The sequence below is a fragment of the Pseudoalteromonas shioyasakiensis genome (genome assembly GCF_001550135.1).
Lineage (GTDB): Bacteria > Pseudomonadota > Gammaproteobacteria > Enterobacterales > Alteromonadaceae > Pseudoalteromonas > Pseudoalteromonas shioyasakiensis.
In genome coordinates this window covers 674,298-688,107 of record NZ_LRUE01000015.1, presented here as the reverse complement: position 1 = coordinate 688,107, position 13,810 = coordinate 674,298, and the positions used below count along the sequence as shown (strand labels likewise).

The following is a 13,810-nucleotide window of genomic DNA, read 5'->3' as shown; positions in this document are numbered from 1 at the left end:
TATTTATTCTTGTTGAAATGGATACACAGAGCCTAAGTTAAGTAAGCTAGTTAACTCATCAAGTGCCTGGTAGCTTTCGGTTAAAAGCATTGGATCGGCAAAGTCGTCGCTACTTAACGAGTCACGGTAATGCTTATTAGCCCAGCTCACTAATTGGTTATATTTTTCTTCGCTGAATCGCACACCCGGATTGACCGCTGCGAGTTCGTCAGTATTGAGCGCAACACGCAAGCGTAAACAAGCAGGGCCACCGCCATTTTGCATGCTTTGGCGCAAGTCAAAAAAGCGCACTTGCTGAACTGGGTTGTCAGCCAAAATCATTTCTTGAATGTAATCGTGAACAGCTTGATTACGCTGACATTCTTTAGGTGTAACCAGCATCATGCTGTCATCACTTAAGGTAATTAATTGGCTATTAAATAAATAGCTGCCTACAGCATCTGTAATGCTCACTTTATTTGTTGGCACTTCAATAATATGGAGTGGCTTGTTGCCAATATAAGCTTGTTTAATTTGTTTTAACGTATCAGCTTGATGCAAAAACGCTTGTTCGTGGCATAGAAGTACATTGCCATTGGCCACTGCGATTACATCGTTATGAAAGACACCTTGGTCTATCACATCAGGGTTTTGCTGAATAAATAACTGATTTTCTGGCTTTAGCTGATGTAAACGGGCAATTGCTTGCGAAGCTTCAAGAGATTGTCTTGCAGGAAATTTAACGGGCTTTGGCAAGGCGCTATTAAAACTACTTGCACCATAAACAAAGATCTCAAGCCCTGAATCTGCATGACTATCGCATAATCGATTATGATTTGCGGCGCCTTCATCACCAAAAAAACCTTGATCAGGCAAGTGCGCATGATGGCTAAAGTAACGCTCATCGTTAAACATGGCTTTTAATAAAGCCGTAGTTGTAACGGGCTCTAGCGAGCGGTGAAATTTGTTATTTAAGTTAGCAGCCGTAAAGTGCACTTTGCCATCAAGCGTATCGACTGAAGGCGAAATAGTGCCAGCATTGGCTGTCCACATGGCCGATGCACTGTAACAAGCTCGCAGTAAAACAGGGTCGGCTTTAAATGCTTTTTCAATAATTTGACTATCGCTGCCTGTAAAGCCTAAACGCTTTAACACATTAATGTCGGGGCGAGCATGGGGTGCAAAAATACCTTGTTCTAGCCCTAACTCGTGCATTGCCTTCATTTTTTCAAGGCCTTGTAGCACGGCCTCTTTGGGGTTCGAATGCGAAGAGGCGTGACTTAGTGAAGCGACATTGCCATACGATAATCCCGCGTAATTGTGAGTAGGCCCCACTAAGCCATCAAAGTTTACTTCTACTGCGTGCATACTTAATCCATCATTATTGTGCATGTATTTTAACCATACAGAAGTTATTTAGCTGAAGCTAGCTAACTCCATTTCTACATTACGTAGACTTTGTTGAAGGCGCTTCTGAGTGGCAATTAAATACGCTTTTTGTTTGTTCTGTTTAACTTGTTGCTGTCGTGCGGCTTTGTATAACACACGCTTAGGAATGTCGTACTGCTCAGACGCTTCAGTGATTGTCAGTTGATGAACCGAAATTTTTTTAAGCGCTTCAATAAATGCGGGGTCATTATTTAACATAGCGACGCTCCAAATCAGCGACATTATGCGGATCGTTTGCTTCATGCATATGCCATGTGCTGATGTCTAATCGCCAAAGTAGATAAAGAGTGTGAAAGAAGTTAGTCACGTTAGTCTCCTTGTTAGTGCCAGTTCATACTCACTATTGGAAGATCTGTGCCAAACCTTTATTAAATTTAAATGCATTAAAAATCAATTGGTTAATGTTAGGCGGTAAGGGCGTCCCTGATATCAGGCACTAAAATAGTGAAAGGCAAGTGTTGTAATGCACTTTAATGATGCGTGTTATTATTGTTGAGTGAGAAAATAAGCGATGTGAAATCGCTGCTACATGCTCGCACCTCGTATCTCGTAACTTGAATCTTAATTTTTTGTTTCGCGCGCCAAGCAAGCGTGACGCCTACAGGTAGTACCGGCTTTATGCCGCAACATGGTTGAGGTAGGAGGATACGAGAATAAAACGCGATGTGAAATCGTTGCTACAAGCTGGCACTTCGCTTCTCGTATCTCGCACCTCGTATCTCGCACCTCGTATCTCGTAACTTGAATCTTAATTTTTGTTTCGCGCGCCAAGCAAGCGTGACGCCTACGGGTAGCAGCGGCTTTATGCCGCGTTATTGGTGAGGTAGGAGCGATTCGAGAATGAAACGCGATGTAAAATCGCTGCTACAAGCTCGTATCTATTTCTCGTAGGAATGACTTTAGTCATGAATAATTAACCACTACACAAAAGTAAAACCTTGGACGTAGGCGTGAAACTTGTTTCGCGCGCCAAGCAAGCGTGACGCCTACAGGTAGCAGAGGCTTTATGCCGCGATATTGGTGAGGTAGGGGCGATACGAGAATAAAACGCTATGTAAAATCGCTGCTACATGCTCGCACCTCGCTTCTCGAAACTTTACTCTCGCTAACTTTCCTCTCGTAGCTTTAATCTCGCTAACTTTCCCCTCGCAACTCGTTACTCAAACCCTTCCAACACAAGCTTTCCGCGAGCTTTATGAGATTCTAAAATTCTATGGGCTTTAATAAGATTTGCTACGTTTATCTTACCTAAATGCTCACCCAATGTTGTTTTGATTGTGCCGCTATCAACTAAGGTCGAGAGCTCAGAAAGAAGCTGATGCTGGGCAATCATATCATCGGTTTGGAACATTGAGCGGGTATACATAAACTCCCAATGCAACGAAATACTTTTACGCTTTAACTTTAAAATATCAAAGCTTGCAGGGTCGTCGATCAGTGCCAATTTACCTTGTGGCTTGATCACTTCCATAATGCTATCTAGATGTTGGTCGGTGTGCGTTAAGCTCACTACGTAATCAAATTCACTCAGGTCGGCCGCAAGACGTTGCTCGTTAAGGTTTTTGCTATGATCAAGCACATGATCAACACCTAAATCTTTAAGCCAGTTGGCGCTTTCTTCTCGTGCGGCGGTACCAACTACGGTTAAATTGGTAAGCTGTTTGGCAAGCTGCACTAAAATTGAGCCTACACCACCTGCGGCACCTATCACTAATACAGAGGCTGGCTTATTGTTCTTAGATTTTTCAATTTGTAAACGGTCAAACAATAACTCCCACGCAGTAATACTGGTTAAGGGCAGGGCGGCTGCTTCACTATTACTAAGGCTTGTTGGTGCAAGACCAACAATGCGCTCATCAACAAGTTGCAGCTCAGCATTACTACCTTGGCGCGTTAAGTCGCCAGCATAAAACACACGATCACCGATATTAAATAACGAAACCTTGTCGCCAACAGCTTTAACGGTTCCCACTGCATCCCAGCCAATAACTTTGTAGCCAGTGTCTGGTGACAAATTAGCGCGAATTTTAGTATCAACAGGGTTTACTGAAATTGCTTCTACGGCTACAAGAATGTCGTGACCTGTGGCAACGGGATCAGGTAATTCAATCGCTTGTAGTGATGAGTCCGATAACGTTGGGGTTGCTGTTGTGTATCCAAATGCTTTCATGATGGTGTCCGTATTGATGAGTTTTGAACACTATAGCGCATCTTGTTTTATTAAAAAGCGGTGTAATCCAAATTCACTTTCAAATAATTTTTGTTAATTGAGGTCACTATTTACTAAATCGAGTAATTCAATCAGTTGCAGTGCTTGTTGTTCGTTAATGCTTGGGAAGCGACAACGAATTTGCGACGGTATATCGGCAGCTTGATCTTGCATCGCCTTGCCTTTGGCTTCGAGCTGCACGAGTCGTTTGCGTTTATCTTGGCTATCTTTGGTGATCGACAACAATGCTTTATCGCTCATTTTTTTCAAAATTTGCGTCATCGCACCCCCATCAATGGCAGTTTTTTCAAGTAATTCAGCAATGCTGATCTGATCTTTTTCCCACAGCGCCATCATCACTACGTATTGCGGGTAGGTTAAATCTAATTGATTGAGAGAATCTCGATACGCACGGGCAATCCCATTCGATGCCATATATAAGCGATGGCATAGCTGGTTATCTAATTTTAGTTGTGGGTATTTCATACTCGATCCTCAAAATTCAATACGAGTATTTTAATTTGCATGCAAAGTATTTGCAATCACGAAAAAGCTGATCTAATATATTTTGCATGCAAAATATATTTTCACTCAATTAGGAGAGTAATCATGAAAGAACTACAAAGCGTCGCATACACAGCAAAAGCAACAGCAACAGGTGGCCGTGAAGGCACAGCAAAATCAGATGATGGTCGTTTAGATGTGGCACTATCAACTCCTAAGGGGTTAGGTGGTGATGATGGTCAAGGTACAAACCCTGAGCAATTATTTGCTGCAGGTTACGCGGCTTGTTTTATCGGTGCATTAAAGTTAGTGGCTGGCCAAGCAAAAGTTAAATTACCAGCTGATACTCATATTAACTCTGAAGTATCTATTGGTCCTATTGAAGGTGGTTTTGGTATTGCTGTTAAGCTTGCGGTATCGGTAGGTGATCTTGATAAAGACACCGCTCTTGCACTTGTTAATAAAGCGCACGAAGTATGCCCATACTCAAACGCTACACGCGGTAACATTGCTGTAGAGTTATCAGTTATCTAATCGCTATTTATCAAAATAGGCCGTGCTTTATGCACGGCTTTTTTGTTTTTCAGCAATCGATTTTGCTAAATCACCTGAACCCGTAAGCGCAGATACTAGGCCTTCGCGTGGTTCACTAAATTCTATTGGTTTTATCTTGCTTGCTCGGGCTGCATCGAATACCGGCACTTGGCTCATTGCATATTCCGACAATGCGGTAATGGTTAATGATGGGTTTACCCCTAAATTACCCGGTATGATTGAGCCGTCAATAACTCGTAGGTTTTGATAGCCGAACACTTCTCCGGAGCTATCAACTACGCCGTTAGAGGCATCAGTTCCCATGGCGACTCCACTCATTATATGCGCCGTCATCGGTGCTCCAAATAGCACTTCAGATAAGGCAGACCCCGGCACGCCACCGAGTTTTTCGGCGTAGAGTTTGGTTGCTTCTTCTGCTTTTGGAAAACTAACGCTAAGCGGCGTGTCATTGTCTTTTTGCACCGCAGTAATGCCGTTTTTAAATAAGCGATACCATTTACGTCGCCATTCTAGGTGAATAAACGCCTCGGATTTTTGCATCACCAAAAATAGAATCGAGCTGCGGGCTTTACCTTTTGGCCGCAATACTTTAGCTGTTTTTATTGGATGGCGCAGTGTATTCACTAAGAACTTAACAATACGCTTGAGGCCTTTTCCAGTCACCATAGGAACGTAAGGTAAATAAAGCCATGTGCCATCGGCGCCTTCTCTAAACCGGCAAATTTCAATATTGGTGTCTTTGTCGACCGAAATAAATGAGCTGATCGCAACGCCATCATCAACTTTTTTAGTAGTGTTGTTCGGGTGGTGAGGGTTTCTGAATTAGTGCGAATTTGCTGACCAAGCCAAGCTGAAATATTGGGCAATGTTTTGTCTTTATCGCGCATTTTTAAAAGCAAAGGCACGGTGCCCATGACCCCTGCGCTTAGCACAACGCCACGTGTTGTTAGCGTATAAATATGGCTGTTGCGATGACTGGTATCTTTAATCTTAATTTTGTATCCGGCGCTGCCATCCGCATTGAGCGGGGTGATTTTGATTACTTCAGAGCTGGGTCTTATCTCTACGCCATTGCGTTCGGCAAAGTACAAATAGTTTTTCATCAAGGTGTTTTTGGCATTATGGCGACAACCAATCATGCAGCTACCACAGTAATGGCAGGTATTTCGCCTTGGACCATCGCCATTAAAGTATGGGTCGGGTAGCTCTTTGTTATAGGCTTCGCCGGGTTTTGCAAAAAGCACCCCGGTATTCACGGTTTTGAACGAGTCACCTTGACCCATCTGCTCTGCAATCTCTTTTAATGTGTGATCGGCAACATTGGTATAGGTATTTTTGGCACTGCCTAACATGCGCTGTGCAAGGCCATAGTAGGGCATTAGGCTTTCTTTCCAGTCTGATTTTATTCGTGTCCAGGCTGGAGATTGAAAGACCTCATCATCAGGAATAAGGTGCACATTGGCATAAATTTGTGAACCACCACCCACACCCACACCCACACCATGCAGCACAGTGACTTTGCTGGTAAACGAAAATTGAATGCAGCCTTTTAGGCCAATTTCTGGCTGCCACATATAGTTTTTGATATCTAGGTTGGTTTTTGGAAACTCTTTATCGTCGCGGCGTAGGCCTTTTTCGAGTACTAAAACTCGGTTGCCTTTTTCGCTTAGGCGAAGCGCACTCACAGAGCCGCCAAATCCAGAGCCTATAATAATTTGGTCAAAATCAAATGTGTGTTGCTGCATTATTATCACCTGTTGGTGTTTATTATTATGAATTTAATTTACTTAAAAAGGCTAAAAGCTTATCGGCAAACCTGCCGTAAGGCGGCATTAAAAATTTCACGCTCGAAAACTTGGCTTGATAAAACACCGGACGTAATTTTGAAAAGGTTAAAAAGCCTTCATAGCCATGGTAATGCCCCATACCACTGGCACCTACGCCACCAAAAGGTAAGTCGTGCTGACCGACATGAAACAGGGCATCGTTAACGCTTACACCCCCCGACATCACCTGCTCAATATAAAAGTTAATAAGCTGTTTGTTGTAGCTAAACGGGTAAAACGCTAAAGGTCTATCTCGCTCTGCAATATAATCAACGACCTGCTGCGAGTCTTGATAGGTTTTTACCATTAAAATAGGTCCAAAAGTCTCGCGGGTATCAATGCTCATACTGTCATTGCTGTTTAAAATTAATGTCAGAGGCAGTTTTCGCGTGTTGGCATCTGCCACTTGGTCGCTGAGAGTGATGACGTCAGCGCCAAGTTGTTTGGCTTCTTCAATACAGTTTGTAAGGCGTTTAAATGCGCGGTCATCAATAATGGCTGTGTAATCTTGGCTATTGATATCTGGCACATGTTTCTTCGCCCAGCGAGTTGCTGTATCGATAAATAGCGCAAGTTGAGACTGATGCACAAATACGTAATCAACATTGGTACAAATTTGCCCAGCGTTCATTTGCTTTACATACATGATGCGCTCAACAGCTTTTTGCATCGGGTAATCAGTAGCAATCACAGCAGGAGATTTACCTCCTAACTCAAGGGTTACAGGCGTTAGGTTTTGCGCCGCTGCAGCCATCACTTTTTTGCCGGTTTCACCTGAGCCTGTGAACATTAAATGATCAAAGGGAAGCTTTGAAAAGGCTATGCCTACTTCACCAGTCTCACAGTAAAATTGCAGCTTTTCGGGCTTAAAATAATTGCCCACTAGCTCGCCTAAAAGCGCGCTTAAATGCCGAGAGTTTTCAGACATTTTAACCATCGCCTTGTTACCTGCTGCAAATGCTGCGGCTAATTGACTAAAGGCTAAATTTATCGGGAAATTCCATGGCACAATTAACCCTACAACACCAAGCGGCTGGGGAATAACTCGGTTCTTTGCCCCTAAATACATACGGTGATCAACATGTCGCTTTTGCACTTTCATCCACTTTTTAAGGTGCTTTAAAGTGCTATTGATATCTGCACAGGCATTAATGATTTCGGCAAGTAAGGTTTCATGGCGAGAGCGATTACCATAGTCTTGATTAATGGCCTCGATAATACGTGCTTGGTTCTCAGTAATCATGGCTTTTAACGCAAGTAAGTGTTCACGTCTTTGCTGGTAGTTTTCAATACCTGCTGCTTTGGCATGGCTGCGCTGCGCAACTAAGTCGGCCATTAAAATGCTATCGATGCTTACTGGTTTTGTGGCAATGTTCATCTGTAAGTTCTGTTTGTCAGAGTTTGTTCTAGCATAAATAAATCGCTTGCAGTTGATTTGACTTTTTAGGACACTGAAATGACTCTTTAGGACAAAAGGCACACTGCGTGGAAAGTTTAATTCGCTCTTCTAGTTTAGCTGGGTTTGAGAATTTAGTGAGGCAATATGGCGTAAATCCAATTACTTTGTTGGAGAAAGCAGGTATTTTACCCGCACAGTTACGCGACCCAGACAGCTTTGTTGTTTACGCTCATTACCTTGAATTACTTGAGCTTGCTGCTCAAGCGTGTGATGAGCCATGTTTTGGCTTAAAGCTTGGCGCATCACAAAGTATGAGTACGGTAGGCTTGATTGGTGCTTACATGTCGCGCCAACCTACGATTCTTGATGCCCTCAATGTTGCCCAAAAATACATATACCTGCATGCTGAAGGTATTGTGCTAAACCTTGCCCTGCTTGGGCAAACGAGTTGTGAGGTACGTTTTGTCCGACTGTCTGACGAAAAACACGAGTTTGAGCAAAAGTCTCAGTTGGCAGTGTGTTTGGTCAATAAAATATTAAAAGAATTAGTTGGCCCGAAATGGCGGGCCGATAAAGTGTGCTTACGGCAATTTGTCGCAGTGAAACAGCGGCCATTATTTAATAAAGTGCTTAATTGCGAGGTTGAGTTTAACAGTGACGTAGATGCGATTTACTTTTCAAGCGCATTTTTATCCTATAAACCCCAGCTCAATGATGCCATTTTAGACACCCTAATAGCGGATCAACTTGAGCTACAACGCCTTAATAAACTCCCCGATGAAATGCTGCAAATAGAAAGTGCGATGAAAATGTTGCTAGCAACCGGTGAGTGTAATAAAGAAAATACCGCGAAAAGTGTAGGGCTACACCCCAAAAAGCTGCAGCGAATATTAACTGAGCATAACACCAGTTATCGGCAATTGTTGGACGAAGTACGAAAGTCAGAGGCAATGCGGCTATTACAACAAAAGCACATCAATATGACCGACTTAGCACTGCGTTTAGGCTATGCGGAGCTGTCGATTTTTAGTCGTCGCTTTAAGTTATGGTTTGGTATGTCACCCACCGAATGGCAGCAAAACTTGGGCTAACTTAACAAAGCGGCTCAATCACAGTAAAACTTCATACTTTTTTTCTAATTGTCCCTATGTAGTCATGCAAATGGTCTAAACTATTAGCAAACCTACAATAAAAACAGGAAATGTCGATGCGGCAGTTAGCATTAGCGAAAAAGTTATTATGGCTTACGGTAGGCAGTATTTTTATTACTGTGTTTGTTTTATCAAGTGTTTTATGGTGGCAGCTGTCAAGCAGCAACCAGCAGTTAGCTGCGCAATCAGAAAAGCTGATTGTTGCAGAGGTGGAGGATAAACTTGCCTCAAATGCCGCCGCATATGGTGAACAAGTTGCTGGGTTTATTAATGAAGCGTACCGAGTGCCTTATTCATTTGCCGCTATCTTAGGTGACAACGATGCGGCAGCTACCTTAACCCGCGATGCTGTGGTTGAGTTGAATCGCTCTCTATTACAAAAAAATGATATTCTTTCATCTATCTACTCGCAATTTGAAGCAAATGCGTTTGATGGCCGTGATGCTAATTTTATCAGCGGGTATGATCATTCTGTAGCAGGCGTTGGCACACTAGAAATTTATTTCACGCGCAACCGAGACGGCGTAATCGAGCAACAAGTGGTTGACGATGTAGCTGAAAAATATGTGGATACGCTCAATGAATTTGGCCAGCGGGAAGCTGAGTGGTACTTGTGTGTAAAAGACACCAAAGTGCCTTGCATTATGGAGCCCTACCTATACGAAATCACCCCGGGTTACTCTGAAATGATGACCTCTCTAACTGTGCCCATTCTTCGTGATAACGAATTTATAGGTGTTGCTGGGGTTGATTTAACATTGCCTGTATTTCAAAGCATGACCGAAAAGCTCTCAAAAGAGCTGTATAACGGTAAAGCCCGCGTTACCTTACTAAGTTCACTCGATTTAGTGGTTGGTAGTAGCCATTACAAAGATAAGCTAGGCAGACCGTTAAAAGAGGCGGTGACTAAAAGCATTTTAGACAATTACGTAAAAGCGAAAAAACAAAGTGGTGTATTTAAAGTTGGTGATGAGTATTTAGTTAACTACCCAATTAGCATTAAGCTTGCGAAAACACAGTGGAACTTATTGATTGAAGTACCCGCTGAGCTTGCCCTTGAAGGGCCTCATGCGCTAGCAAATAGCATGAGCGAAAATGCCAATACACTAGGTGGCTTAATCTTGGTTACAGGTATTATTATTGCTGGTGCCGCCTTTGTAATCATGACCTTAGTGATCCGCACAATTGTGGCACCACTACAGCAAATTCAACAGCGCGTTGATAACCTTGCCAGTGCCGAAGGTGACTTAACTCAAACCCTGCATGTTGATACTCACGCTGAGCTAATCGCATTGGCAACTGGCTTTAATGCATTTCTTGCTAAATTGCGCGACTTAATTGGTGAGCTTAAAAATGTATCAACGCAAACCAAAGAGCAGGCTCACTTAGCGACCAGTGTTGCTGTTGATACTAAGCACAACGTTCAAGCGCAGTTCCAAGAAATTGAGAGTGTTGTGACCGCCATGAATGAAATGAGCGCAACAGCACTCGAAGTAGCAAGAGCCTCAGAGCAGTCAGCACAGCAAGCTGATGAAATAAACAGCCTTGTTGTGAGCAGTGAATCGAGCTTGTCGTCTGCGGTTACCCAAGTTAAAACCATGTCGGATGAAATCAAAGAGGCCAATCAAGCAGTTGAAAAAGTTGCGGCACGTAGTAACGACATTACACAAATTTTAGATGTGATCAGAACAATTGCAGAGCAAACTAACTTACTAGCACTGAATGCGGCAATTGAAGCGGCAAGGGCCGGTGAACAAGGCCGTGGCTTTGCGGTGGTGGCTGATGAAGTAAGGGCACTTGCTTCAAAAACACGTTCATCAACCGATGACATCAGCGGCCTAATCGACAGTTTACAGCTTGAAGTAGGCAACGCGTCTAAGGTCATTGAGCAAGGTGTTGTGCGTGCACAAACTGCGGTAGATGAAACCTCCGTTGCATTTGATGCATTACATGAAGTTGTCGTCAAAGTGGACGAAATCACGCAGCAAATTACCCATATTGCAACGGCCGCAGAAGAGCAAAGCTCAGTCACAGAAGAGATAAACCGCAACCTGACGTTAATTTCAGATGCCGCATCGCAACTAGCTGAGCTATCTACCCAAGCCGGAGATGGTAGCCAAACCCTCAATGCACTCGTTGCACAACAAGATGATGAGTTGAATAAGTTAAAGACGAAATAGTTTTAAGGAACTAGGCGCTAGGAGCTAGGAGCTAGGAGCTAGGCGCTAGTTGCGAGATACGAGATACGAGGTTCGAGAAAAACGCGATGTAAAATCGCTGCTACATGCTCGCATCTCGTTACTCGTATCTAATACTTCGTTTCGCGCGCCAAGCAAGCGTGACGCCTACAAGGTAGCAGCGGCTTTATGCCGCGACAAAGGGTAAAAATATCGTTATGCGGTGAAGTAATCGGATCTGAAAATCGATTAAGGATGGTTATACATCGCTCGTAATTGTTAGATATTTATTTTTACCAAAAGTAACGTAATAAATGGGTAAAAATAGACCCGATAGTAAGTTCCTGCTCATAGTGTTTGAAACAGTTACTTTATTTGATTGAATATCTTTGACAGAAAGTTTAGGGCTAGAGCACCAATCAATGGAGAACCAGATAAATTCAGCGTCATCAGGTATTGTGTAGTTGGCTAAAGAGTTGGGTTTGACTTTGCCGATTTTTTTAGAGTCGGCCCATAAAGTGTAATCTCTAATTTTATCATGATATTGTTTTGGTCTGTTTACTTCAATTTCCATTTGAACCTCACAAGGATAGTAATTCCATTAAACTTAACGGGCTTATAGCTCGTTTTCTTCCATATCCATTGTATTTTTATCAGAGCCGTTAATTAATTACTAGTCGTATAGTGCAAAGAAACTTAAGCTCATGCTCGCATCTCGCATCTCGCATCTCGCATCTCGCATCTCGTTTCTCGTACCTCGTCTCTCGTACCTCGTCTCTCGTACCTCGTCTCTCGTACCTCGTCTCTCGTACCTCGTCTCTCGTACCTCGTCTCTCGTACCTCGTCTCTCGTACCTCGTCTCTCGTAACTTTACTCTCGTAACTAGCAACTCGTAACTCATTCTAACTACACTGCGCTTGATTACGACCTTGGTTTTTGGCTTGGTACAATGCTTTATCGGCGCGTTTTAACATCGATTCTATATGCAGATCGCTTGCTTGTAAGGTGCTTACGCCAATACTCACGGTGAATTTAACGTGTTTGTTGTCGGCGATGATGTCTTGTTGTTCGATATCGGCTCTGATCTTTTCTGCGATAGCAAAGGCTGTGTGGTTATTTGCCATAGGTAAAAATAAGACAAACTCTTCTCCCCCAATGCGCCCCGCAATATCTGATGCTCTGCTATGTTGGATGAGCTTATGCGCTGTGGTTCGTATTACTTCATCGCCAGTTGCGTGACCATATTTGTCGTTTATAGCTTTAAATTGGTCTAAGTCTAACAGTAATAAGGAGCAGGTACATTGCGCGTCATGATATTTTGCAAACTGCTGATTAACCTTTTCGAAGAAGCCGCGACGATTATAAAGTTGTGTTAAATGATCTGTTACAGATAAGGCTAATGCCTCATGCTTAGCACGTTCTAGTTCATAGGTTCGCTCTTCTACTTTTTGTTCGAGCATGGTGGTTAGTTTTTGTTGCTCTTTCTTGCGCTGAATAAACACGGCTTGAATAAGTAATACCGCTGAAAGAGTAAATAAAAAGAAAAACTGCATGGTCACTTCTGCTGTTTTAGGATGATGATAATAAAAATACCCCCAGCCTTGATTACTTCCGACCCAAGCTGCAAAAAATACTAACATATTCATGCAGCTGGTGGCGGTTGGTGATAACCGCGTAGCGGCATAAAGCAGTGGAAACAGCAGTAATGCAGGCTGTAAAAATGGCAATGTCATGGTTGTGTATGCGGGGCCAAAAATAAAATAACACAACAAAACCACGGTAAAAGTAAGCAACAGAAGTTTAGAAAATTCACTAGGGGTGACCGTATGCGGCCAATTTCGCCATAAAAAGTAAAGGGCAGGGGTGAACACAATTGCTGCTAAGGCATTGCTAATACTCCAATTTAATATGCCTACATACAAGCCATTAAACCACTCGATACCAACTAGTGAGTATATGCCCACACCGAAAAGCGCAGAAATCACGCCAATCGCAATGCAAGCAACAATAAACACTCTGGCTAAACTGGTGACGCTTGTCAGCAGTGTGTGTTGTTTAAGTTTTCGGTTAATTAGCCAAAATGCAGTTAAAGCAGCGAGTGTATTACCTGTGGTTGTCGCGGCATTTATTGCTATGTGTTTAAAAGTGAATGGATTTAAGCCGCTTAGATAAAAATAACAAAGCACAACTAAACAGGTGCCTAATGCAACGCCCAGCCAGGCTTTACGACCAAATAACATCAAGCCTGCCAATGCGACTCCTGCTGGAGGCCATACCGCCAGTGTCTTTAACACTTGCATAGTAAACAAGCCAAACAGCAGATAAACAGAGCAAACAATGATATTAAATTGCCAAGGCTTGAGCTGTGTGTCCATACATCCCTTTATGTGCTTATGTAAGAAAGCCACCGATCGGTGAGTTAGCATTAATCAAGCTACTAATAAATTAGTATATTAGTAGTTGGAGAATAGGCAAATTCGATTAATTTAAAAGTGGTTTTTCTCTAGCTGTTTGCTATTCATACAATTTATTAGACTAATAGTTAATGTGCTTAAAAAACA

The 13,810-nt window shown here is 42.8% G+C and carries 12 protein-coding genes; 3 read left to right on the top strand and 9 right to left on the bottom strand.

Going from position 1 to position 13,810, the window contains the following annotated elements; translation table 11 throughout:
- Positions 1 to 3 precede the first annotated feature (3 nt).
- The 4 genes from astB to PASHI_RS12265 all read right to left on the bottom strand — a co-directional run bounded on the left by astB (position 4) and on the right by PASHI_RS12265 (position 4,123).
- On the bottom strand, positions 4 to 1,347 hold the full coding sequence (astB, locus tag PASHI_RS12280; RefSeq protein ID WP_062565820.1) for an N-succinylarginine dihydrolase: 1,344 nt from the start codon (positions 1,345 to 1,347) through the stop codon (positions 4 to 6).
- A gap of 48 nt (positions 1,348 to 1,395) precedes the next feature.
- Positions 1,396 to 1,626, bottom strand: a complete 231-nt coding sequence (locus tag PASHI_RS12275) for a helix-turn-helix domain-containing protein (RefSeq protein WP_054562555.1) — start codon at positions 1,624 to 1,626, stop codon at positions 1,396 to 1,398.
- Positions 1,627 to 2,584: 958 nt separating this feature from the next.
- A complete protein-coding gene (locus tag PASHI_RS12270; RefSeq protein WP_062565819.1) occupies positions 2,585 to 3,598 on the bottom strand; it encodes a zinc-binding alcohol dehydrogenase family protein in 1,014 nt (337 codons plus the stop codon).
- Between the two features lie 93 nt (positions 3,599 to 3,691).
- Positions 3,692 to 4,123: a MarR family winged helix-turn-helix transcriptional regulator gene (locus PASHI_RS12265; protein ID WP_055197371.1), complete on the bottom strand. Its 432-nt coding sequence runs from the start codon at positions 4,121 to 4,123 to the stop codon at positions 3,692 to 3,694.
- Positions 4,124 to 4,246: 123 nt separating this feature from the next.
- Here PASHI_RS12265 and PASHI_RS12260 point away from each other — a divergent pair, with 123 nt between their 5' ends.
- Entirely contained in the window at positions 4,247 to 4,675 is a 429-nt protein-coding gene (locus PASHI_RS12260) for an organic hydroperoxide resistance protein (protein WP_054562552.1), read from the top strand.
- A 27-nt stretch (positions 4,676 to 4,702) separates the two neighbouring features.
- On the opposite strand, the gene PASHI_RS22240 is transcribed toward PASHI_RS12260, so the two are convergent.
- Genes PASHI_RS22240 through PASHI_RS12250 form a run of 3 tightly spaced genes read right to left on the bottom strand, consistent with a single transcriptional unit; the run spans position 4,703 to position 7,900 of the window.
- Entirely contained in the window at positions 4,703 to 5,362 is a 660-nt protein-coding gene (locus PASHI_RS22240; protein ID WP_244269395.1) for a GMC family oxidoreductase, read from the bottom strand.
- Entirely contained in the window at positions 5,356 to 6,441 is a 1,086-nt protein-coding gene (locus PASHI_RS22235; RefSeq protein WP_244269394.1) for a GMC family oxidoreductase N-terminal domain-containing protein, read from the bottom strand. The genes PASHI_RS22240 and PASHI_RS22235 overlap by 7 nt, the downstream gene beginning before the upstream one ends.
- Positions 6,442 to 6,466: 25 nt before the next feature.
- Positions 6,467 to 7,900 (bottom strand): coniferyl aldehyde dehydrogenase, encoded by a 1,434-nt coding sequence (locus tag PASHI_RS12250; RefSeq protein WP_082710921.1) that lies wholly within the window; start codon positions 7,898 to 7,900, stop codon positions 6,467 to 6,469.
- 107 nt (positions 7,901 to 8,007) lie between these two features.
- Here PASHI_RS12250 and PASHI_RS12245 point away from each other — a divergent pair, with 107 nt between their 5' ends.
- Entirely contained in the window at positions 8,008 to 9,012 is a 1,005-nt protein-coding gene (locus PASHI_RS12245; protein ID WP_062565818.1) for an AraC family transcriptional regulator, read from the top strand.
- 116 nt (positions 9,013 to 9,128) lie between these two features.
- The gene (locus tag PASHI_RS12240; RefSeq protein WP_062565817.1) at positions 9,129 to 11,252 is read left to right on the top strand and encodes a methyl-accepting chemotaxis protein; all 2,124 of its coding nucleotides are present in this window, start codon (positions 9,129 to 9,131) and stop codon (positions 11,250 to 11,252) included.
- Between the two features lie 256 nt (positions 11,253 to 11,508).
- Here PASHI_RS12240 and PASHI_RS12235 read toward each other — a convergent pair whose 3' ends face one another.
- Positions 11,509 to 11,823: a hypothetical protein gene (locus PASHI_RS12235; RefSeq protein WP_062565816.1), complete on the bottom strand. Its 315-nt coding sequence runs from the start codon at positions 11,821 to 11,823 to the stop codon at positions 11,509 to 11,511.
- Positions 11,824 to 12,151: 328 nt separating this feature from the next.
- Complete coding sequence (locus PASHI_RS12230) at positions 12,152 to 13,624, bottom strand: sensor domain-containing diguanylate cyclase (RefSeq protein WP_062565815.1); 1,473 nt, start codon at positions 13,622 to 13,624, stop codon at positions 12,152 to 12,154.
- Between the last annotated feature and the right edge of the window lie 186 nt (positions 13,625 to 13,810).